The organism is Candidatus Methylopumilus planktonicus (assembly GCF_006364715.1).
Classification (GTDB): domain Bacteria; phylum Pseudomonadota; class Gammaproteobacteria; order Burkholderiales; family Methylophilaceae; genus Methylopumilus; species Methylopumilus planktonicus_A.
In genome coordinates, this window is record NZ_CP040984.1 from 1,030,085 (window position 1) to 1,051,566 (window position 21,482).

The 21,482-nt window shown below is 36.8% G+C and carries 21 protein-coding genes; 14 read left to right on the top strand and 7 right to left on the bottom strand.

Features of this window, described 5'->3' with window-relative positions; translation table 11 throughout:
• The first annotated feature begins 4 nt into the window (after positions 1 to 4).
• The 5 genes from secD to clpA all read left to right on the top strand — a co-directional run bounded on the left by secD (position 5) and on the right by clpA (position 6,757).
• Positions 5 to 1,858 (top strand): protein translocase subunit SecD, encoded by a 1,854-nt coding sequence (secD, locus tag FIT63_RS05415; RefSeq protein ID WP_140006900.1) that lies wholly within the window; start codon positions 5 to 7, stop codon positions 1,856 to 1,858.
• Positions 1,859 to 1,860: 2 nt separating this feature from the next.
• Complete coding sequence (gene secF / locus FIT63_RS05420) at positions 1,861 to 2,799, top strand: protein translocase subunit SecF (RefSeq protein WP_140005631.1); 939 nt, start codon at positions 1,861 to 1,863, stop codon at positions 2,797 to 2,799.
• A gap of 13 nt (positions 2,800 to 2,812) precedes the next feature.
• A complete protein-coding gene (locus FIT63_RS05425) occupies positions 2,813 to 4,090 on the top strand; it encodes an HlyC/CorC family transporter (RefSeq protein WP_140006901.1) in 1,278 nt (425 codons plus the stop codon).
• Positions 4,091 to 4,165: 75 nt separating this feature from the next.
• Positions 4,166 to 4,480 (top strand): ATP-dependent Clp protease adapter ClpS, encoded by a 315-nt coding sequence (gene clpS, locus FIT63_RS05430; protein WP_046488703.1) that lies wholly within the window; start codon positions 4,166 to 4,168, stop codon positions 4,478 to 4,480.
• Between the two features lie 9 nt (positions 4,481 to 4,489).
• A complete protein-coding gene (gene clpA / locus FIT63_RS05435) occupies positions 4,490 to 6,757 on the top strand; it encodes an ATP-dependent Clp protease ATP-binding subunit ClpA (RefSeq protein WP_140006902.1) in 2,268 nt (755 codons plus the stop codon).
• Here clpA and FIT63_RS05440 read toward each other — a convergent pair.
• Positions 6,754 to 7,356: a glutathione S-transferase gene (locus tag FIT63_RS05440; protein ID WP_140006903.1), complete on the bottom strand. Its 603-nt coding sequence runs from the start codon at positions 7,354 to 7,356 to the stop codon at positions 6,754 to 6,756. The two genes, clpA and FIT63_RS05440, sit on opposite strands and share 4 nt — an antisense overlap.
• On the bottom strand, positions 7,356 to 8,369 hold the full coding sequence (locus FIT63_RS05445) for a quinone-dependent dihydroorotate dehydrogenase (RefSeq protein ID WP_140006904.1): 1,014 nt from the start codon (positions 8,367 to 8,369) through the stop codon (positions 7,356 to 7,358). Before FIT63_RS05445 ends, FIT63_RS05440 begins: the two co-directional genes overlap by 1 nt.
• A gap of 46 nt (positions 8,370 to 8,415) precedes the next feature.
• Between FIT63_RS05445 and FIT63_RS05450 the strand changes: the two genes are divergently transcribed.
• Together FIT63_RS05450 and FIT63_RS06895 are read left to right on the top strand one after the other, a co-directional pair.
• Positions 8,416 to 9,567 (top strand): JmjC domain-containing protein, encoded by a 1,152-nt coding sequence (locus FIT63_RS05450; RefSeq protein WP_140006905.1) that lies wholly within the window; start codon positions 8,416 to 8,418, stop codon positions 9,565 to 9,567.
• An 89-nt stretch (positions 9,568 to 9,656) separates the two neighbouring features.
• Entirely contained in the window at positions 9,657 to 9,788 is a 132-nt protein-coding gene (locus FIT63_RS06895) for a hypothetical protein (RefSeq protein WP_262981973.1), read from the top strand.
• 53 nt (positions 9,789 to 9,841) lie between these two features.
• Here the strand turns inward: FIT63_RS06895 and FIT63_RS05455 are convergent, their stop codons facing one another.
• The 3 genes from FIT63_RS05455 to dapA are packed head-to-tail and all read right to left on the bottom strand — an operon-like array spanning position 9,842 to position 12,767.
• Positions 9,842 to 10,612 carry an MBL fold metallo-hydrolase gene (locus FIT63_RS05455; RefSeq protein WP_140006906.1) on the bottom strand — a complete coding sequence of 257 codons (771 nt, stop codon included), beginning with the start codon at positions 10,610 to 10,612 and terminating at the stop codon, positions 9,842 to 9,844.
• A 2-nt stretch (positions 10,613 to 10,614) separates the two neighbouring features.
• Positions 10,615 to 11,892 (bottom strand): outer membrane protein assembly factor BamC, encoded by a 1,278-nt coding sequence (gene bamC, locus FIT63_RS05460; RefSeq protein ID WP_140006907.1) that lies wholly within the window; start codon positions 11,890 to 11,892, stop codon positions 10,615 to 10,617.
• Positions 11,889 to 12,767, bottom strand: coding sequence for a 4-hydroxy-tetrahydrodipicolinate synthase (dapA, locus tag FIT63_RS05465; protein WP_140006908.1), 879 nt, complete (start codon positions 12,765 to 12,767; stop codon positions 11,889 to 11,891). The genes bamC and dapA overlap by 4 nt, the downstream gene beginning before the upstream one ends.
• Before the next feature lie 238 nt (positions 12,768 to 13,005).
• On the opposite strand from dapA, the gene rsxA reads away from it, so the two are divergent.
• The 7 genes from rsxA to nth are packed head-to-tail and all read left to right on the top strand — an operon-like array spanning position 13,006 to position 18,595.
• Positions 13,006 to 13,587 carry an electron transport complex subunit RsxA gene (gene rsxA / locus FIT63_RS05470; RefSeq protein ID WP_046488715.1) on the top strand — a complete coding sequence of 194 codons (582 nt, stop codon included), beginning with the start codon at positions 13,006 to 13,008 and terminating at the stop codon, positions 13,585 to 13,587.
• Positions 13,587 to 14,144, top strand: a complete 558-nt coding sequence (gene rsxB, locus FIT63_RS05475) for an electron transport complex subunit RsxB (RefSeq protein ID WP_046488717.1) — start codon at positions 13,587 to 13,589, stop codon at positions 14,142 to 14,144. Before rsxA ends, rsxB begins: the two co-directional genes overlap by 1 nt.
• Positions 14,145 to 14,149: 5 nt before the next feature.
• Positions 14,150 to 15,673: an electron transport complex subunit RsxC gene (rsxC, locus tag FIT63_RS05480; protein WP_140006909.1), complete on the top strand. Its 1,524-nt coding sequence runs from the start codon at positions 14,150 to 14,152 to the stop codon at positions 15,671 to 15,673.
• Between the two features lies 1 nt (position 15,674).
• On the top strand, positions 15,675 to 16,694 hold the full coding sequence (locus FIT63_RS05485; RefSeq protein WP_140006910.1) for an RnfABCDGE type electron transport complex subunit D: 1,020 nt from the start codon (positions 15,675 to 15,677) through the stop codon (positions 16,692 to 16,694).
• A gap of 4 nt (positions 16,695 to 16,698) precedes the next feature.
• Positions 16,699 to 17,322 carry an electron transport complex subunit RsxG gene (gene rsxG / locus FIT63_RS05490; protein ID WP_140006911.1) on the top strand — a complete coding sequence of 208 codons (624 nt, stop codon included), beginning with the start codon at positions 16,699 to 16,701 and terminating at the stop codon, positions 17,320 to 17,322.
• Entirely contained in the window at positions 17,319 to 17,948 is a 630-nt protein-coding gene (locus tag FIT63_RS05495) for an electron transport complex subunit E (RefSeq protein WP_140006912.1), read from the top strand. The genes rsxG and FIT63_RS05495 overlap by 4 nt, the downstream gene beginning before the upstream one ends.
• An 11-nt stretch (positions 17,949 to 17,959) precedes the next feature.
• Positions 17,960 to 18,595: an endonuclease III gene (nth, locus tag FIT63_RS05500; RefSeq protein ID WP_140006913.1), complete on the top strand. Its 636-nt coding sequence runs from the start codon at positions 17,960 to 17,962 to the stop codon at positions 18,593 to 18,595.
• Here the strand turns inward: nth and FIT63_RS05505 are convergent.
• A complete protein-coding gene (locus FIT63_RS05505) occupies positions 18,592 to 18,765 on the bottom strand; it encodes a DUF1289 domain-containing protein (protein ID WP_082092855.1) in 174 nt (57 codons plus the stop codon). The genes nth and FIT63_RS05505 overlap by 4 nt on opposite strands.
• 19 nt (positions 18,766 to 18,784) lie before the next feature.
• Positions 18,785 to 21,454 carry a preprotein translocase subunit SecA gene (gene secA / locus FIT63_RS05510; protein ID WP_140006914.1) on the bottom strand — a complete coding sequence of 890 codons (2,670 nt, stop codon included), beginning with the start codon at positions 21,452 to 21,454 and terminating at the stop codon, positions 18,785 to 18,787.
• Positions 21,455 to 21,482 lie beyond the last annotated feature (28 nt).

Sequence of the window (21,482 nt, forward strand, 5' to 3'; positions counted from 1 at the left end):
CATCATGAATCAATATCCTAAATGGAAGTATGGTCTTGTCTTAGTTGCAATTTTTATTGGCCTTATCTACTCAATTCCTAATTTTTTTGGGGAATCGCCTGCAGTTCAAATCATGCCAACCAAGTCATCAGATAAATTAGATTTATCTATATTGGCGTCGATTGAAGGTAGTTTAAAAGAAGCAAATCTTCCTTTCGATGGCATCGTTCAAGAACCCAATGGCATTAAAATTAAATTTGCAAATCCTGATAACCAGCTTAAAGCAAAAGATATTCTTCAAAATGCTCTGGGCGCTAACTATGTAATTGCACTTAACCTGGTTTCTAAATCGCCTTCATGGCTATCTAAAATTGGTGCTATCCCAATGTATTTGGGTTTAGATTTAAGAGGCGGCGTGCACTTTCTTCTTCAGGTAGATATGAAAGCTGCATCGGAACAAGCAGCTGAAAGTAACCTTAATGATTTTCGCATGACGCTCAGGAAAGAACGTATTTCTTATATTGGTGCTTCTAGATTAAATGAAATTGTAAAACTTCAGTTCGACAGCCAAGAAGATCTCGAAAAAGCTAAAAAACTTATCAAAGTAAATTATCCAGATTTAATGGTCAATGAATCATCGGTTGGTAAAGATAAAACGCTTGACATTAGTATGAGTGAAATGGGCAAGAAAAAAATTCAAGAATTTGCGCTTAAACAAAACTTACAAACACTTCATAACCGCATTAACGAACTTGGCGTTGCAGAGCCTATCATTCAACAACAAGGTTTAGACCGAATCGTGGTGCAACTCCCGGGCGTTCAAGACACAGCAAAAGCCAAAGAAATTCTTGGCCGAACAGCGACACTCGAAATCAGATTAGTCGATGAAGATAAAACAGATATCGCTACATTAGAAAGCGCTCAAAAAGGGAATGCACCTTTTGGTGACGATCTTTTTAAAGACAGAGACGGTAGACCCATTCTCGTTAAGAAAAACGTATTACTGACAGGTGAAAGAATCACAGATGCTGGGCCTGGTGTTGATCAACAATCAGGAAGATCTGTTGTACATGTTACGCTAGACGGAAGAGGCTCAAACATATTTAAACAAGTCACGCGAGAAAATGTAGGTAAGCGTTTAGCTATTCTTCTTGTAGAAAAAGGACAAACGGAAGTTGTGACAGCGCCTGTCATCCAACAGGAAATTGGTGGTGGTCGAGTACAAATTTCTGGTATGAATAGTCCTCAAGAGGCTACTGATATATCTCTTTTATTAAGGGCTGGGGCTTTGGCAGCACCAATGCAAATTATTGAAGAGCGAACAGTGGGTCCTAGCATGGGGGAAGAAAATATTAAGCGCGGTGTTCACTCCACTTTATGGGGTTTTGCAGCTATTTCAATCATGATGATTATTTACTATATGGCCTTTGGTGGCGTTTCTATTTTTGCGCTTGCTGTAAATTTATTATTACTCGTCGCTTTATTATCTATTATTCAAGCGACTCTAACACTTCCTGGACTAGCAGCGATTGCCTTGGCATTAGGTATGGCGATTGATGCAAATGTTCTCATTAATGAAAGAATCAGGGAAGAACTTAGAAATGGCAATACGCCGCAAGCAAGTATTCATGCTGGCTATGATCGGGCTTTTGATACTATTCTCGACTCGAATGTCACGACCTTAATTGCAGGTCTCGCCTTATTCATGTTTGGTACAGGTCCTATTAAAGGGTTTGCTGTTGTTCACGTATTAGGTATTTTAACTTCTATGTTCAGTGCTATTTTAGTATCAAGAGCGCTTGTCAATATTATGTATGGTTATCGTCGCAAAATTGATAAATTGTCTATTGGTCAAATCTATAGGCCGAAAGAAGATTAATTATGGAATTATTTAGAATAAAAAAAGATATTCCTTTTATGAGTTATGGTCGATTAACCACGACCATTTCTCTCATTACGTTTATTATTGCTGTCCTCTTTTTAAGCATTAAAGGCCTTAATCTTGGTGTAGATTTTACTGGTGGCACACTGATGGAAGTAAGTTATAGCCATCCAGCAGATATCGATAAGATTCGTCAAGTCATGGATAAAATTGATCTTAAAGACACGACAGTACAAAACTTTGGTACAAGTAAAGATGTATTAATCCGCTTACCTATTCGACAAGATTTATCTATCGCTCAATTATCAGAAAAAGTATCAGCAGCTCTTATTGAAAGTGATAAAGATACAAAAATACAAAGGGTAGAGTCTGTCGGATCGCAAGTTGGGGAAGAGCTCTATGCAAATGGTGCGCTCGCTCTGCTTCTTGTATGTTTTGGAATTATTGCTTATCTCGCATTAAGATTTGAATGGCGTTTTGCAGTTGCTGCCATTATTGCCAATATGCACGATGTCATTATTATTTTAGGCTTCTTTGCATTTTTCCAATGGGAATTTAACCTCACTGTCCTCGCAGCTATCCTTGCTGTATTAGGTTATTCTGTAAATGAATCGGTTGTGGTTTTTGATCGCGTCAGAGAAAACTTTAAAAAAATGAGAAAAGCGAATGTGGTTGAAGTCATTGACAATGCAATCACAAGAACAATGTCTCGCACTGTCATCACACATCTTATGACTCAAACAATGGTGTGCTCGATGTTATTTTTTGGCGGAGAAACACTTCATAATTTCGCTCTTGCATTAACTATTGGTATTTTATTCGGCATCTATTCATCAGTGCTTGTGGCATGTCCAGTTGCAATGTGGCTTGGTGTATCTCAGCGCAATCTCGTTCCAGATCAATCCAAAGAAGATACGTCACAAGAAATTAATCCATAAGTTTTTTTAAACTTTGAATACCCTTTCTATTAGTTATCAATTTGTCATTCTTATAGCTTTGCTAGCTATTGCTGCTTTTTTCTCGCTTGCTGAAACAAGCTTAATGACACTGAACCGCTATCGATTAAAACATTTAGTCTCTCAAGGCAATCATGCCGCAATACTCACAAATAAATTACTCTTTTCGCCTGCAAAGCTTTTAGGCGTCATTCTCCTTTGTAAAGAATTTGCAAGCGCAGCGTCTGCAATGATTGTGACTATTATTACAGTGCGCCTCTATGGAGAAGGTCAAATAGCACTTATGGCTGGAACCTTAGTGACCACATTCTTAATTCTCATTTTTGGTGAAGTATCTCCAAAAGTTATTGCAGCATCCAAGCCAGAACGATTTGCATTTTTCTGCGGCTATATCCTCTACCCTCTTTTAAAAATTCTTTATCCAATTGTGGCAGTAGTAAACTTTTTTGTATTAAGTTTTGTAAAAATATTTAACGTCAAAATTGATTTGAATAATAATCTTCATGCAATATCAATGGATGAATTAAGAAGTATTATTTCTGAAGCAGGTCAATTCATTCCGAATCAGCATCGCAAAATACTTCTTAATGTATTTGAGCTCGAGCGTATCACGGTAGACGACATTATGATTCCGCATACTTTTGTTGAAACAATTGATTTTGACCTAATGGATGAAGAAATTATTCAAAAATTACTTACTTTCCAGCACAGCAGAATACTGGTAAAAACAAATTCGCCTGACAGTATTTTAGGGTTACTTAATACTCAAAAAATTATTAAGCAACTTAATATGCATGATGCTTTAAATAAAATTACAAAGGATGATTTAAAAGAGCTTATTTCAGAGCCTTACTTTATTCCATCTGGCACACCTTTATACACTCAAATGCAGCACTTTCAGGACAGGCAAGAAAGAATTGGTTTAATTGTAAATGAGCATGGCGAATTTATTGGCCTTATAAGCCTTGAGGATATTTTAGAAGAAATTGTGGGCGAATTTAACTTAGATTTTCTTGCGAAATCATCTAAATTTACTCAAGACGAAGATGGGGGTTGGATTGTAGATGGCAGTGTAACGATTCGAACACTTAATAAAAAATTGGACCTTCAATTTCCAATTGACGGGCCTAAGACATTGAATGGCTTGGTGTTAGAATACTTTGAAGATATCCCAGAACCGAATACAAGTTTCAAAATTGCCAACCATACTATGGAAGTTCTTCAGTCTCACGACCGAATTGTAAAGAGCATAAAAATCTATCCTCTGTCGTAATTTTTTTAAAATTCTCCTGAAGAATTGCTTGAGTTTTTATTTTTTTTAATCACAATAATAAATAGGGATTAGCTCATGCCAAAAGTAAATGCAACTGAAGACCTAAAGCTTAGTCCAAAGAAAGCTAAGACTAAACTTCCTAGCATGTATAAAGTTATTATACTGAATGATGACTTTACGCCTATGGAATTCGTTGTGAATACAATTCAGCGTTTTTTTAATAAAAGTGTTGATGAGGCTACTCGTATAATGTTAAAAATACATACAGAGGGCTTGGGTGTATGTGGAATATTCCCTATAGATATTGCGGAAACAAAAATGAATCAAGTGCTAAACTATGCTAAAGAACACCAACATCCTTTGCAATGTATTATTGAAAGAATTGATTAAATTTAAATTATGATAGCTCAAGAACTCGAAGTAAGCCTGCACATGGCATTTATGGATGCGAGACAAAAGCGTCACGAACTTATTACGGTTGAACATTTGCTTCTTGCTATGCTTGATAATCCCTCTGCAGCAGAAGTGCTTAAAGCCTGCGGCTCAAATGTTGAAATTCTCAGAAATGAATTAACTCAATATATCGACGAACATACGCCAACTATATCTGGCGAAGATGAAGTTGATACACAGCCCACACTTGGATTTCAAAGAGTCATTCAAAGAGCAATGCTTCATGTGCAATCCTCTGGCAAAAAAGAAGTCAATGGAGCGAATGTATTAGTTGCAATTTATGGCGAAAAAGATTCACATGCAGTTTACTTTCTCCATCAGCAAGGTGTAACACGACTTGATGTCGTTAATTTTATTGCGCATGGAGTATCAAAATTAAATGAGGGTGAAACTCCTAAACCATCTACAGAACAAGAAAGTGATCAGGAATCATCCAGTAGCAAAGCACTAGAAACTTACACGGTTAATCTTAATATAATGGTTTTAGCCGGAAAAATTGATCCTCTGATTGGTCGAGATTCAGAAATTGAGCGAGTCATCCAAACTCTCTGCCGTAGAAGAAAAAACAATCCTCTTTTGGTAGGTGAAGCCGGTGTTGGAAAGACTGCAATTGCTGAAGGACTTGCAAAAAGAATTGTAGACAAAGAAGTACCTAGTATCCTAGAAGGAACAACCATATTCTCGCTCGATATGGGCACATTGTTAGCAGGCACGAAATACCGGGGAGATTTTGAGCAAAGACTCAAATCTGTGATGAAGCAACTCAATGAACATAAAGATGCTATTTTATTTATTGATGAAATTCACACACTCATAGGGGCTGGATCTGCAAGCGGAGGAACGCTTGATGCATCTAACCTTCTTAAACCAGCATTATCAAACGGAACTATTAAATGTATTGGTGCGACAACTTACCAAGAATATAGAATGGTTTTCGAAAAAGATCATGCGCTTGCAAGAAGATTTCAAAAAATTGATGTTAATGAGCCAAGCATTCTTGATACGATCAATATTCTTAAAGGCCTTAAAACTAGGTTTGAAAAACATCACAACGTAAAGTATTCTGTTGCAGCAATTCATAGTGCAGCCGAACTTTCTGCAAAATATATTAATGATAGGCATCTTCCTGATAAAGCGATTGATGTCATTGATGAGGCAGGTGCCGCTCAGAGAATACTTCCAAAAAATAAACAGAAGAAAGTAATCACTAACAAAGAAATTGAAGAAGTCGTAGCTAAGATTGCTAAGATTCCTCCAAAAAATATTTCCAATGACGATAAGCATGCTCTAAAAAATCTCGAGCGCGATCTTAAAGCGGTTATTTTTGGTCAAGATAAAGCAATTGAAAATTTATCTAGCGCTATAAAAATGACAAGAAGTGGATTGGGCGTTCCAAATAAGCCTATAGGTAATTTCCTTTTTAGCGGACCAACAGGTGTTGGAAAAACAGAAGTAGCTCGCCAACTGGCTTACATCCTAGGGATTGAACTCGTTCGTATCGATATGAGTGAGTATATGGAAAGGCATGCAGTATCAAGACTTATTGGGGCCCCACCAGGTTATGTTGGATTCGAGCAAGGTGGCTTAATGACGGAAGCTGTCAATAAACAACCTTATTGCGTTCTTCTTCTTGATGAGATTGAAAAAGCTCACCCCGATATCTTTAATATTCTCCTGCAAGTGATGGATCATGGATCTTTAACAGACAGTAACGGAAGAAAAACAGACTTCAGAAACGTTACCCTGATTATGACAACCAATGCTGGTGCAGAGTCTTTATCAAAAACTTCTATGGGATTTACACAGTCTAAAAAAATGGGTGATGAGCAAGCGGAAATCAAACGCTTATTTACACCTGAATTTAGAAATAGACTTGATGCAACTGTATCATTCGCGCCTCTCAGTCATGATGTCATCTTAAAAGTTGTCGACAAATTCTTGATGCAGCTTGAAGATCAGTTACATGAGAAAAAAGTAGACGCAACTTTCACGGAGCCTCTCAAAACATACCTAGCCAAAAACGGCTTTGACCCAAGTATGGGAGCAAGACCTATGTCTCGCCTCATTCAAGACACAATCAGAAAGGCACTTGCAGATGAACTACTCTTTGGTAAACTCACTAATGGTGGCAATGTAATCATTGATATTGATAGCAATGACAAAGTGAAATTAATTTTCGAAGAAGAAAATAAAGCCATTCTTCAAGAGTCTTAATTCTTCTTCATCACCTCTTGAAACATTTCGGTGTTTTTAAAATCGTTTAGCCATTTTTTTAATTCTTGATACTTAGAATTTAAAAACCAATCCTCATCTACCAATGCAAATTGTCTTATAAATGGAAAGATTGCTACATCAGCAAAAGTTATTCTTTCTGCCATTAAGTAATGAGTAGTTTGCAATTTGTCGTTTAATAAATTCAGAAAAATTTCACATTGAGAGCGATAGTACTCTTTCGAATGCTCTGGAAAACGATCGGCATATTTATATCTATCTAAATTTTTCTTAAAATTAAGATCATTTTCATCAATGAGTTTACGGCTAGTATTCTCATCATTTAAAAGCCAACATGCTGGATCGTTTTGGTTTAGAGCCCATAACATAATTTCAAGACTCTCTTCGATGACTTCGCCATTTACATCTACCAATACGGGAACTGTTCCTTTAGGGCTTAATGCTAAAAATTCGCTTGATTTATCTTTGAGTGAAATTTCGATAGATTCATAATCAATATTAGCTTGATGCAAGGCCAGTCTTGATCGAATGGCATAAGGACAGCGCCTATAGGTATATAACCTTGGTTTAATCAATATCATTAACCAATGGAATGGCAAGCATCAAGAATGAGCTTTCTTCCTTGGTAAATTAGGCCTGAATACATTTGAACAAGCTCAGCACCTGCATTTATTTTTTCTGCTGCATCTTCTCCAGAAGATATACCGCCCACACCAATAATTGGAACTTCTCCTTGAAGCCTTAAATAAAGCTCGCGAATAATTGAGTTGGACATATTAAATAAAGGCTTGCCTGACATGCCACCAACTTCTTTTCCATTATCAAGATCACTTACCGAATCTCTATTAACAGTTGTATTAGTCGCTATGACTCCATCAATTCTATTTTTGATGATGCTTTTCGATATTGCATCTAAATGCTTAGGTGTTAAGTCAGGTGAAATTTTTAATGCAATAGGTACATAGCGCCCATAATAATCATTCAATCTAGCTTGCTCTTGTTTAAGTTGGCCTAATAAAATATTAAGCGCTTTGGTTTCCTGGAGATCTCTTAAATTTTTTGTATTAGGTGAAGAAATGTTGACTGCAATATAATTTGCGTACTGATATACCTTTTTCATACATAAAATATAATCCTCAGCGGCTCTTTCTATAGGGGTATCAAAATTCTTACCGATATTAATTCCAAGTACGCCTTTATATTTACTCAATCTTATATTTTCAACTGCAGCATCTACACCTATGTTGTTAAAGCCAAAACGGTTAATAATGCCCTGAACCTCAGGCAACCTGAATAATCGAGGTCTTGGATTGCCTGGCTGAGGTCTTGGGGTGATGGTTCCAACTTCAATAAAACCAAAACCTAATTTACCTAAGGCATCAATATGGCTTGCATTCTTATCTAGGCCTGCAGCGAGTCCCACAGGATTTTGAAAGGGAATTCCCATGACAGTTCTGAGCTTAGAGGGATGAGGGGCTTTTAAGAAACTCAGCAAACCCATTTTATTAGAAAGAGATAGTGCCTTAAGGGTTAAGTCATGCGAAAATTCTGCATCAAACTTAAATAATAGCGAACGAATTAGTAGGTGGCTCATAACACTGTTATTTTAACTTAGGAAGTTATAAGGCTAAATAAATATTATGCGATTAGATCGTAAAAATCATATTCTAGTAAAAATATCTAACGATGTCTTCCTAAAAAAATATTGGCAAAAAAAACCTCTTTTAATTAGGGATGCTATTAAGAATTTCAAATCCCCAATTACAGAAAAAGATCTTTTTAGAATAGCGCAAAACGAAAATGCAATATCTCGTCTGATTGAATTCAAACGGGGTATTTGGCAAGTCAAGTATGGTCCTTTTAAAAAATTAGATCTCCCTAAAAAAATTAACACGCCCTGGACAATACTTGTTCAAAATATGAACCATCATCTTCCTTTTGCTGAGTCATTTTTAAATCTTTTCAAATTTATACCTTATGCTCGTCTTGATGATTTGATGGTGAGCTTTGCTACAAAAAAAGGTAGTGTCGGCCCTCACTTTGACTCTTATGATGTATTTCTATTTCAGGCAAAAGGCGAAAGAGAATGGAAAATCAGCGAGCAAAAGAAATTTTCTTTAGATAAAAAATCAGCTATTAAGATCATTACTAATTTTAAGGTCAAAAATACGTGGGTACTTAAGCCCGGAGATTTACTCTATTTACCACCAAATGTGGGTCACTGGGGCGTATCTCAGAGTGATGATTGCCTCACTTATTCTATTGGCTTCAGAGCGCCTGGTACATTTGAGATCCAATCTAAATTTTTAGATTTCATTCAAGATAACCTCATTACAAATAAAAATGATCTTTACAGAGATCCGAATTTAAATCTTCAAAAAAATCCAGCTGAAATTAATTCGAATATGATTAAAAAAATTCAGCGGATTGTTAATCAATTACGCTGGAATACAAACTCAATAAATAATTTTATTGGTCAACTACTCACAGAGCCAATCGAAGGTGCTGTTTTCGAGACTTCCAAATCTATGACAGCTGAAGTCTTTATAAAAGATCTTATAAAAAAACCGCTGAAACTTAATCCAAAAACAAGAATGCTTTTTATAAAAAATAACTTTTTTATCAATGGTGAACTGATTGAGGCTGATAAGAAGAGCATCATGTATCTAAAGCAACTTGCAAATGATAGAGAAATCTCAATCAAGTCTACTTTGAACAAAAAGGATTTGAACGCTTTGGGGATAGTCTTGCTACCCCTCTATCTCTCGGGATTTATTGATTTTATTCAATAATATTAACTATCTCGCTTATTTTGTTGTAGAATATTTGCTAGGGAGTCGTTCATAGACCCCGAATTCAACATTAATTTTAAGGATTAAAAATGACACGTTCACTACTTATCGCTTTACTATTAGCTATTGGTTTAACTGCTTGCGGCAAAAAAGAAGAAGCTGCTCCTGCTGCTGATGCAGCTCCAGCTGCTGAAGCTGCTCCAGCTGCTGAAGCTAAATAATAGATAATTAATCTATTCTTTTAATAAAAAAGCCGGTTTCTAACCGGCTTTTTTTATATCACTTGCCACGACGTCCCATCGGCTTGCGTTGCAATCTTTATCCAGTCCCGTTCGCATCCTATTTTTCCTACAATAGCTTCTTTCACTAAATTCTCAGTATTGTTTTTCTCGCTAAGATGAGCTGCCACGAGATGCTTTAATTGTTTAAATTGAATTTTTCCCAAAATATCCGCTGCTGTTTGATTGTCTAAATGACCCAATTTGCCACTGATTCTTTTCTTAAGGCTAAATGTATATTCGCTTGATTCAAGCAAATTAAGGTCGTGATTAAATTCAATAATGAGAGCGTCGAGGTGCTGGAGCATATTTTCGATATGAGGCGTTGAAGAGCCTGTATCCGTTAAAATGCCTAATTTACGATTGCCGTCGCTCAATGTAAATTGAGTAGGCTCTCTTGCATCATGAGGAACTGGAAAGGGCTGTACTGTAAAGTCTTCTATTTCAAATGCATTGTGGCTATCAATCATATGAAAATCAATTTCATAAGATTTAATCATATGTTTTTCACACATTTTATAAGTGCCGTAGGAAAGCCAAATGGGAATCTTAAATTTGTTTGCTAGTTTAAAAGCGCCTTTGACGTGATCTTCATGCTCATGAGTTAAGAGAATGCCTGTAATACTTTCAGGGGTCTCGTTAAGTCGATCCAATCTAGATACGACATCTTGAATTGCAAAACCGCAATCCACCATTAATAGTGATTTGTTTTGCTTAACTACAAATGAATTGCCAGCACTTCCGCTACCTAAAGATGCGAATTGCATCTTTATTTTAATTGATCATAAAGAAGCGAGATGATTCGATTTGCGGTAGAAGAGGTATTTTTCTTACCGTCCTGGTACTCAATCACAACTTGAGAGCCACCGTTATCTATAGAGATAATTTTAATGCGATATTGTTTTTCTGGATTAGTTTTTTCTTTGTCACTACCGCCCCAGAATTTCAGCCTTTCAGATAAAGGCTTTTCTTTGGTTTGACTTGTATCTTTAACTTGCTTATCTTTTTTATCGTCGTCACTCCAGAACATAAGAGAGTCTAGAACGCCTTTTTTCTTCTTAGGACTGTCATCAATATCAACATCAGCATATTTTACAAAATAGATTCCGTTTGATCTGTCTTTATCTTCGATCACAAATCCAATGATATCTAATGCCAAGCCAACTCTGCGCCACGAGCGGTCAAATGGATCTTGAATTTCGACTGAGGAGCTTCCATCTGCCTCTTTTTTAATTTCAGCTCTCTTTTGGCTGATAGGTGCGGCAATAATTTCTTTTGCTCGCTTATCTGCGAGGCCGAGTTTCACCATGAGTCTTCGTAAAAGTTCAGCATCTAACTCATCAGATCTAGAATCGACTTTTGAATCTTCTTTAGATTTTGAGTCATTTTTATAGCCCATATCCACAACTCCGTAGGGCGTCCGAATTTTTTCTTTACCGTCATCTGGAGCAGTATCAACACTTCGGTGCGTCATATAAATTTCAGTTGTCCCTTCTTGAAGACCGCGCTCAAGCCGAGTTCTAAACTTTTTACGGTTAGCCGTTCCTGATGCAAGTGAATCAAGCCATGCGTCAAATTTATCAAGTGTTCCCTTATTATCATTGGTCATAAGATCACCTTCTTTAATCCACTCAGTTTCCATGACACCTACTTCTGGATTTTCTTTTTTTACGGCAAATCCCATGTCTATCCAAAAGTCACGAATCAAAGGCCAAATTTTCTCAGCAGGCGCATTAACGACGAGCCATCTTTGAGCCCCCGCTTTTACAATCTTCATCCCCTCTGGATTAGGTAAAATTTTTGGCTGGCCATTATCTTGTTGCTGACCATTTTTAAAATCTGAATAACTTGTGGAACCAGGGATTGCATATGCATCATTTGTTGTAGCTGAAGTTAAATCAGGAGGCACTTCTAGTGGGCGAGATCTACCAGTCGCTTTATAATCAGGCGCTGTGACTCGCTCTACAAAAGGAATATTTTCGCAGCCATTCAAGAGTAAAAATAACGGTAATGCATAGAACCATTTGCTTTGCGCGAGTAATTTCATTGAATATGAGCTTCCTTCATAGCAGTTTGAATAATTTTGTGATGCTCTTGATTAAGTTCCACTAAAGGTAATCGAATACCTTCTTTAATAAGACCCATAATTTTAAGTGCCCATTTTACAGGGATTGGATTCGACTCTATAAATAGATTTGTATGAAGGGAAAACAATTGCTGGTTGATTTCGATAGCTTTTTCGTTCTGTTTAGACATGACACATGCGCACATTTCATGCATTAATTTAGGGGCGACATTTGCTGTGACAGAAATAACCCCCTTGCCACCAAGAAGCATAAAGGACAAAGCGGTAGCATCATCCCCACTTAATATTGAAAAATGAGATGGTAATCTCTTAATCAGATCTATACCCCGAGTCATATCTCCTGTTGCATCTTTAACGCCAACAATATTAGGAATTTCGCTCAATTTTAATACTGTATCGTTTTGTAAATCACAGCCTGTTCTGGAAGGAACGTTATAAAGAATTTGATCAATAGCAACCTCATTAGCAATCTTTGTAAAGTGTTGCAAAAGTCCTGCTTGATTTGGCTTGTTGTAATAAGGTGTGACTAACAAACAAGCATCCGCACCTAAGCGTTTTGCTTCTTTTGTAAGGTCTATGGCTTCCTGTGTAGAGTTAGCGCCTGTACCCGCTATGACTGGAATCCTTTTATTAGCGTACTTAACCGTCGTTTCAATAAGCTGACAATGTTCTTCATAATTCACTGTGGGTGATTCGCCTGTTGTACCCACAATAACAATACCATCTGTACCTTCATTAATATGAAAGTCAATTAACCCATGAAGCGCTTCGATATCAAGACTTTCGTCAGGAAACATAGGGGTAACAATTGCAACAATACTGCCTTGAGGTGACATGAGATTGGCTATTAATTAGTAAAGTCGCTATTTTAACTTAAATAGCTAAACACCAAAAAAATTGATCATTTACTATATATAAAATAGTTATATTAATATAAAACTTTATTCTTTGAAGTAATATAGAATTATTGGTATATTTCAGCTAATAAAAAGATCCTAAACTTCCAAAGGACTTAACAGTCAGAGAACTGACCTATCAATATTTTAAGCAATTTTAAACGTATAATTTATCTTTATGATCCAACACTATTTCTTAATCATCATTAGCACGGTATTGGTCAACAATATCGTGTTAGTAAAAATATTAGGGCTTTGCCCTTTTATGGGGGTATCTAAGAAACTAGAAACATCAATCAGCATGTCTGCTGCCACTGCTTTTGTATTAACTATAGGCTCAATGACTAGCTGGGCGATTAATCACTATCTTCTTGAACCTAATGATCTTATCTACTTAAGAACCATTTCATTTATTGTAGTCATTGCAGGCGTTGTTCAGTTTACTGAGATGCTGATGGAAAAAAACTTCCCCTTACTCTATCAAGTATTAGGTATTTTTCTCCCTCTTATCACCACTAATTGCGCTGTATTAGGCATTCCTCTTTTGAACGCGCAATCAAGTCAGACACTTATAGAGTCAGCATTATTTGGCTTTGGGGGTGCGATTGGTTTTTCAATAGTACTCATTCTATTTGCATCATTAAGAGAGCGCCTAGATGGTGCTGAAATACCAACTGCCTTCAAAGGCACTGCCGTAGCTCTTGTCACAGCGTCCATTATGAGTCTGGCATTTATGGGTTTTGCAGGTTTGGATCGCTAATGTTTACCGCACTTCTTGTTATGATTTTTCTTGCTGTCCTTTTGGGATTGGTCTTAGGTTATTCAGCGATTAAATTTAAGGTAGATGGCGACCCCATGGTCGCAAGAATTGACGCGATACTTCCACAAACACAATGTGGTCAATGTGGCTACCCCGGCTGTAAACCCTATGCAACTGCTATTGCTAAAGGTGAGGCTGATATTAATCAATGCCCTCCAGGGGGCGATACCGGCGCTAAAGCATTAGCAGAGCTGATGGGTGTTGAATTTAAACCGCTCAATCAAGAGCATGGTGTACAAAAACCAAAATCAGTTGCCTTGATTGATGAATCAACTTGTATTGGTTGTACTCTTTGTATTCAAGCGTGTCCGGTTGATGCTATTTTAGGTGCTGCGAAACAAATGCATACCATCATTGCGAGCGAGTGCACAGGATGCGAATTATGTTTACCTCCTTGTCCGGTCGATTGCATCACCATGGAGCCTGTCCTTGAAAATTCTCAATCATGGAAATGGAAATACCCTGTCTATAACATTCAAAACGCTAATGGGGCTTAAGCTATATGCAATTTAAAAATATTTTTAAATTTAACGGTGGCGTTCACCCCAATGAAAATAAATCGCTATCTACAAATTTACCTATTGGAAGATTGCCTATTCCAAAAAAATTAGTACTTCCATTAAGACAGCATGTAGGTCGTGTTGCAAAGCTTAAAGTTAAACCCGGCGATCAAGTCCTTAAAGGTCAAATTATTGCTGAAGCTGATGGTAATATTTCTGCCTCGATCCATGCACCCACATCTGGGAAGATCTTAAAGATTAGCGAAGAAATACTACCCCATCCATCGGGCCTGCCTGATTTTTGTATCACAATCGAACCGGATTTTAAAGATACATGGGTTGAAAAAAAGCCTATCTCATGGAAAAAACTAGACCGCACTAAATTAATCGAAGCGCTTTCTCAGTCAGGGATTGTAGGTTTAGGTGGTGCAGTATTTCCAACCCACATGAAATTGAAAATAAATCAAAGTCAACCCATCAATACTTTGGTCATCAATGCTGCCGAGTGTGAACCATTTATCACTTGTGACGATATGTTAATGAGAGAAAGAGCTGATGAAATTATTCAAGGAGCATTAATTGCCCAAACTATCCTTGATGCAAAAGAGTGTGTAGTCGGTATCGAAAACAACAAGATTGAAGCCTATGAAGCGCTAAAAAAAGCAGCTCAAAAAACGACTATTGAAATTAAAGTGGTTCCAACTGTGTATCCAAGCGGGGATGCAAAAAGACTCATTTACCTCTTAATGGGTATTGAGGTTCCGAAAGAAAAGCGTTCTGTAGATTTAGGTATTCAAGTATTTAACGTAGCTACAGTAGCAGCTATCTATAGATATCTTGAATTAGGAGAACCATCGATCAGCCGCGTTGTAACAATTACAGGGGCTGTTAAAGCCCCTCAAAATTATGAGGTATTATTCGGAACACCTTTATCAGAATTAATAGCTGCTGCAGGTGGCTCTTCTAATAAAACCAAAAAATTTATTATGGGCGGCCCTATGATGGGATTTGATTTACCATCAATTCATGTACCTGTGACAAAAGCAATGAATTGTGTCATTGAAAGTTCGCCAGAATTATTCCCTGCTCCAAAACCTGTGATGCCTTGTATTCGATGTGCTCGATGTGCAGATGCCTGCCCGGTCAACTTACAACCTCAAGAACTATATTGGTTTTCAAAATCTTCTCAGCTTGAAAAAGCCAGAGATTACAATTTATTCGACTGTATTGAATGTGGCTGCTGCACTTATGTATGTCCAAGCAACATTCCTCTTGTTCAGTTTTATAGATATGCAAAAAGTGAGATTATTGCTCAAGACAAATCAAAAGAAGCTGCAAACACTGCTAGAGAGAGAAATGACTTTAGGCTTGCAAGAATAGAAAGGGAGAAAAAAGAACGTGCTGAAAGAAATGCACAAAAAGCTCTAGGGGCTAATGAGAAGCAAGCTGATGATGAGAAAAAATCAACAATTGCAGCGGCCATGGAAAGAGTTAAACAAACCCAACAAGAAAATATAAAAAATTAATATGGATAATAGATCGCCTTATATCGTAGATGCTCCCTCAGTAAGCGTCATTATGTTCAAAGTTTTACTCGCTTTAATTCCTGGTATCGCTTTATATGTTTATGCATATGGGCTTGGCGTCATTTTAAATATTTTTCTAGCGTCGCTCACTGTGATATTGACTGAAAGCGCTATTCTTGCAATCAGAAAACTTCCGATCAAGGTATTTATTTTGGACGGCAGTGGTCTCGTAGCTGCGTGGCTTCTTGCCCTGTCTATTCCATCGATCGCCCCTTGGTGGATTATCGTGTTAGGCACGCTTCTTTGCATCACCTTCGGCAAACATGTTTATGGTGGACTTGGCTATAACTTATTTAACCCAGCTATGTTGGGATATGCAATTTTACTTATTTCTTTTCCTTTAATTATGAGTCAATGGCAAATACCCAACTCACTCATTGAAAATAATATTGAGTGGCTTGATCAAATCAAAATTATTATGAATAGTAGTTTATTATCTAAAGAAACAATTGATGCTATGAGCTCTGCAACGCCTCTTGATTACATCAAGACCCAACTCACTTTAAACCAATCATTAAGCGTCATTCAGCAAAACAAAATATTTGGCTTTCTTGGAGGCAAGGGTTTGGAATTGATCAGTCTAGGATATCTTGCAGGTGGACTTTATTTGCTTAAGGAGAAAATTATTTCATGGCATTTACCAGTTTCATTCTTAGCAAGCTTATTTATCATAGCGTCAATATTTTATAGTATTGCCCCCGATACCTATGCCTCACCACTATTTCATGTTATGAGTGGTGGAAGCATTCTCTGTGCCTTTTTTATTATTACGGATCCTGTAAGCGGTCCTACAACTCCTAAAGGGAAAATATATTTTGGTATTGCAATAGGGCTATTGGTCTTTATTATTCGAATTTTTGGTGGTTATCCAGAAGGTATTGCTTTTGCTGTATTGATTATGAATATTTTTGTACCCCTAATAGACAGCCTAACTCAACCTCGAATTTTCGGTCATAAATAACTTTATGTTTAAAGACTCCTTTAAAAAAGTTTCAATAACTGCATCAGCTATGATTATATTTTCTTTGGTTGCTTCAGCAGCTTTGAGTATTTCTTATTTCCTCACAAAAACTCCTATTGAAGAAAGTGATGCAAGAGCAAAGCGTATGTTTTTAAATCAAGTGGTTCCGTCTAATCTTTATGATAATAATTTAGTGAAGGATACAATTTCTGTTGAGCCTAATCCGCTAATCGGAAACAAAAAAAATATTGATATATATCGTGCAAAAAAAAATAATCAGGTTATTGCAGTGATTATTGAAACGATAGCTCCCGATGGTTATAGTGGCGAAATAAAAACCCTTGTGGGTGTTGACCAAAAAGATAAAATATTAGGTGTAAGAGTGATTACACATAAAGAAACGCCTGGTTTAGGCGATTATATTGAAGTTGACAAAAGTCATTGGATTAAAAACTTTAATCTTAAATCTCTAGATGAAATGGGAGAAAAAGAATGGGCAGTAAAAAAGGATGGTGGTGATTTTGACTATGTGTCCGGGGCAACCATTACTTCCAGAGCTGTCATTAAATCTACCTATAAAAGTCTTCTTTATGTCAAAGAAAATAAAAAAAGGCTATTTGCGTCATGAGTGATATTAAAAAAATTGCAATAGATGGATTATGGAAACAAAATCCCGGATTAGTTCAACTCCTTGGACTATGCCCAACACTAGCAGTGACAACCTCTGTGGTGAATGGCTTGAGCCTTGGTATTGCTACTGCCCTTGTCATGGCTTTATCGAATGGTTCTATATCTCCTATTAGAAAATTTGTACCCACAGAAATTCGAGTTCCTGTTTTTATTCTCATCATAGCGGCACTTGTGACAATCATTGATTTTAGTATTCACGCTTTTATAGAACCGCTCTATAAAGCTTTAGGCATTTTTATCCCTCTTATTGTAACTAATTGTATTGTGTTAGCACGCGTTGAATCTTTTGCGGCAAAAAATGATACAGCCCCTTCTTTTTTCGATGGTCTTTATATGGGACTTGGTTTAGCAATGGTGCTAGCCGTGCTTGGTGCTTTGAGAGAAATTTTTGGTAAAGGTACTTTGTTATCTGGCATTGACCTTATCTTCGGATCTTCAGCAAGCAATCTTGTCATTCATTTTTTTAGTGACTACCCAGGATTTCTTTTAGCAATTCTTCCTCCAGGAGCTTTTATTAGTTTAGCTTGCCTCATTGCATTAAAAAATCATATCGAAGCACGCTAGTAGGTTTCCTCATGAACCCACAAAAGCGATTTAAGATTTTTGAGTTGCTATCTAAAGCCACACCCCATCCTACGACAGAGCTTATTTATCAGACACCCTTCCAGCTTCTAATCTCAGTCATATTATCTGCCCAAGCTACTGACAAATCAGTCAATAAAGCAACTTTGTTGTTGTTCAATAAAGCACCTAACGCAAAACGACTTGCTCAAATGCAATTAAAGGATATTGAGCTTTGTATAAAAACAATTGGGCTATATAAAACAAAAGCTAAGAACATACTTGAAACTGCAAAGATTATCGATGCCGAATTTGAAGGGGTAGTCCCTCAGGATCGATTAGCACTAGAGGCGCTTCCTGGTGTGGGAAGAAAAACTGCGAACGTAATTTTAAATACTATTTTTCACGAGCCAACTATTGCAGTAGATACACATATATTTAGGATCGCAAATCGCATTAATTTAGCACCGGGAGAAAATGTACTTCAGGTAGAAAAAAAATTAATTAAATTAACCCCGAAAGAATTTTTGCAAGATGCGCATCATCTTTTGATACTTCATGGAAGATATACGTGCATTGCAAGACAACCTAAATGCAATGTTTGTGTTATTTATGATTTATGCGAGTATAAGAAAAAACTTAAAAATTAAAACGAAATAAGCTTAATTTGTCTTTCAGACGCCAATTCATTAATCTCTTTTTTTTGATCATCGCTTAACGCTAGCCACTGAGCAATTTCATCTTGGCTTCTAAAGCACCCTTCGCAAAAGTGGTGCTCTTTATTGATAAGACAAACGCCGATACAAGGTGATTCAGTCATCACAATAGTCTTTCTCTAACTATTCTAAAGTGCCGTGGCAATGTTTATATTTTTTATTGCTTCCACATGGGCATGGATCGTTTCTACCCACTTTAGGCAAACCATTTTCTATGTCGGCTTTTTTGCTTGATGACTTTTTAACTTCATCTTTATTTTTTTTGTCAATCTCATTGACTTCAGCTTCGTCCTTAATCTTTACGACCATCGTAATACGAGTGACCTCGGACTTCACTGTGTCTAGAAGATATCCAAATAATTCAAAGGCCTCCTTCTTATATTCTTGTTTAGGATTTTTTTGCGCATAAGAACGTAAATGTATGCCTTGCCTTAAATGATCAAGAGATGATAAATGTTCTCTCCAATGGTGATCTATGCTTTGTAACATAACCGTTTTTTCAAAATGTCGAATAACGTCCTGACCCACTAAAGATTCTTTTTCTTGATATTGCTTATTCGCAAGAGAAATGACTCTCTCATAAATTTCCTCAATAGCAATCTGAGGTTCTTTTTCAATCCATCCTTGGATAGAAAGACTTAATCCGTAGTCTAAAAATAAAACTTTTTCTAAGGAAGGGATATCCCACATATCTTCCATACTGCCTTGTGGAATATGATTCTGAGCTAGATTACGAAGAACATCAGATCTCATTGCTGAAATTGTTTCAGCGGTTTGGTCTGAATCAATCAATTCATTTCTTTGCTCGTAAATCACTTTTCTTTGATCATTCGCAACATCATCATATTCAAGCAACTGTTTCCTAATATCGAAATTACGGCCCTCAACTTTTCTTTGCGCATTTTCAATGGCTTTTGTTACCCATGAATGCTCTATCGCTTCTCCTTCTGGCATTTTTAACTTTTCCATAATGGCTGATACTCGATCAGATGCAAATATTCTTAACAACGAATCTTCTAACGATAGATAGAAGCGACTGGATCCAGGATCCCCCTGTCTTCCTGCGCGGCCTCTTAATTGATTATCTACACGTCTTGACTCATGTCTTTCAGTGCCAATAATATGAAGACCACCTGCTTTAACGACTAAGCTATTTTGTTTTTTCCATGCGTCCTTAATTTCTTTAATTTCTTTTTCTTTTTTACTGTCAGTTAATTTATCGCTTAACTTAATTTCATGAATATCAGCTTCAATATTCCCGCCAAGCACAATGTCTGTTCCTCGACCTGCCATATTCGTCGCGATAGTAATCATCCCCGGACGACCTGCTTGCGCAATAATGTGCGCTTCTTTTTCATGATGTTTTGCATTCAATACTTGATGTTTTAATTTTACTTTTGTAAGTAATGCTGAAATAAGCTCTGAATTTTCAATCGAAGTAGTACCTACTAATACTGGCTGATCAATTTTTTGACATTCTTTAATATCTTCAATTACCGCAGCATATCTCTCTTGTGAAGTGCGATACACTTTATCCATCATATCTTTTCTTTGCGTGGTTCGATGTGGCGGAATAATGATGGTTTCAAGCCCGTAGATTTGATTAAACTCAAAAGCCTCAGTATCAGCCGTACCTGTCATACCAGATAATTTCTCATACATCCTAAAATAATTTTGGAATGTAATAGAGGCTAGCGTTTGATTCTCTTTTTGTATCTCAACGCCTTCTTTAGCTTCAACAGCTTGATGGATACCCTCTGACCATCTGCGGCCAGGCATCATTCTTCCGCTAAATTCATCGACAATAATAATACCATTGTCTTTCACGACATAATGTTGATCTTTATTGAATAGGTTTCTTGCTTTTAATGATGCGTTAACATGGTGAACGAGTGAGATATTAGTTGCATCATATAAGCTCGATTGCTCAGATAATAGACCTGCCTTAATTAATAGCTTCTCTACATTCTCATGGCCAATCTCGGATAGAATTACTTGATGTGCCTTTTCATCTATCCAATAGTCACCGCTTTCCTCTTCGGTTTTTTGTTTTGAAAGCTTTGCAACAACTAAATTAATTTTAGTATAAAGATCTACATTATCTTCGGCCTGCCCGGAAATGATTAAAGGTGTTCTTGCCTCATCAATTAATATCGAGTCAACTTCATCCACTAAACCGTAATGTAGCTTTCTTTGAACACGCTCTTCTTTAGAAAAGATCATATTATCTCTTAGGTAATCAAAACCAAATTCATTGTTCGTACCATAAGTAATGTCGGCCTCATAAGCTTTTTTCTTCTCTTCGCTCGAAATATTAGATAAATTAATACCTACTTCAAGACCTAAGAATCTATAAATTTGGCCCATCCATTCCGCATCTCTTTTTGCAAGATAATCATTGACGGTAATTACATGAACGCCCTTGCCCAAAAGCGCATTAAGATATATCGGTAAGGTTGCAACAAGCGTCTTGCCTTCACCTGTTCGCATTTCTGAAATTTTTCCATCGTGAAGTGCCATGCCACCGATGAGCTGAACATCAAAGTGACGCATTTCTAATACGCGTCGACTTGCCTCTCTTACAACAGCAAAAGCCTCAACTAATAAATCATCTAACTTTTGTCCTTCGTTAAGTCGTTTTTTAAATTCAGTAGTTTTAGCTTTTAAAGCTGCATCACTAAGTTTTTTAGTTGCATCTTCTAATAAATTTATTTGCTGGGCTTTTTTGCCGTAGTCTTTAAGAAGCCTATCGTTTCTGCTTCCAAATAAATTCTTAACAATGGTCTTTAACATAATGTGAATATTCTTAGTCGAAATAATT

What these genes read in the sequence shown, in the direction of transcription:
- secD (WP_140006900.1), top strand. Translation starts at nt 5, where the DNA reads ATGAATCAATATCCTAAATGGAAGTATGGTCTTGTCTTAGTTGCAATT.
- secF (WP_140005631.1), top strand. Translation starts at nt 1,861, where the DNA reads ATGGAATTATTTAGAATAAAAAAAGATATTCCTTTTATGAGTTATGGT.
- clpS (WP_046488703.1), top strand. Translation starts at nt 4,166, where the DNA reads ATGCCAAAAGTAAATGCAACTGAAGACCTAAAGCTTAGTCCAAAGAAA.
- clpA (WP_140006902.1), top strand. Translation starts at nt 4,490, where the DNA reads ATGATAGCTCAAGAACTCGAAGTAAGCCTGCACATGGCATTTATGGAT.
- FIT63_RS05440 (WP_140006903.1), bottom strand. Translation starts at nt 7,356, where the DNA reads ATGATATTGATTAAACCAAGGTTATATACCTATAGGCGCTGTCCTTAT.
- FIT63_RS05445 (WP_140006904.1), bottom strand. Translation starts at nt 8,369, where the DNA reads ATGAGCCACCTACTAATTCGTTCGCTATTATTTAAGTTTGATGCAGAA.
- FIT63_RS05450 (WP_140006905.1), top strand. Translation starts at nt 8,416, where the DNA reads ATGCGATTAGATCGTAAAAATCATATTCTAGTAAAAATATCTAACGAT.
- FIT63_RS06895 (WP_262981973.1), top strand. Translation starts at nt 9,657, where the DNA reads ATGACACGTTCACTACTTATCGCTTTACTATTAGCTATTGGTTTAACT.
- FIT63_RS05455 (WP_140006906.1), bottom strand. Translation starts at nt 10,612, where the DNA reads ATGCAATTCGCATCTTTAGGTAGCGGAAGTGCTGGCAATTCATTTGTA.
- bamC (WP_140006907.1), bottom strand. Translation starts at nt 11,892, where the DNA reads ATGAAATTACTCGCGCAAAGCAAATGGTTCTATGCATTACCGTTATTT.
- dapA (WP_140006908.1), bottom strand. Translation starts at nt 12,767, where the DNA reads ATGTCACCTCAAGGCAGTATTGTTGCAATTGTTACCCCTATGTTTCCT.
- rsxA (WP_046488715.1), top strand. Translation starts at nt 13,006, where the DNA reads ATGATCCAACACTATTTCTTAATCATCATTAGCACGGTATTGGTCAAC.
- rsxB (WP_046488717.1), top strand. Translation starts at nt 13,587, where the DNA reads ATGTTTACCGCACTTCTTGTTATGATTTTTCTTGCTGTCCTTTTGGGA.
- rsxC (WP_140006909.1), top strand. Translation starts at nt 14,150, where the DNA reads ATGCAATTTAAAAATATTTTTAAATTTAACGGTGGCGTTCACCCCAAT.
- FIT63_RS05485 (WP_140006910.1), top strand. Translation starts at nt 15,675, where the DNA reads ATGGATAATAGATCGCCTTATATCGTAGATGCTCCCTCAGTAAGCGTC.
- rsxG (WP_140006911.1), top strand. Translation starts at nt 16,699, where the DNA reads ATGTTTAAAGACTCCTTTAAAAAAGTTTCAATAACTGCATCAGCTATG.
- FIT63_RS05495 (WP_140006912.1), top strand. Translation starts at nt 17,319, where the DNA reads ATGAGTGATATTAAAAAAATTGCAATAGATGGATTATGGAAACAAAAT.
- nth (WP_140006913.1), top strand. Translation starts at nt 17,960, where the DNA reads ATGAACCCACAAAAGCGATTTAAGATTTTTGAGTTGCTATCTAAAGCC.
- FIT63_RS05505 (WP_082092855.1), bottom strand. Translation starts at nt 18,765, where the DNA reads ATGACTGAATCACCTTGTATCGGCGTTTGTCTTATCAATAAAGAGCAC.
- secA (WP_140006914.1), bottom strand. Translation starts at nt 21,454, where the DNA reads ATGTTAAAGACCATTGTTAAGAATTTATTTGGAAGCAGAAACGATAGG.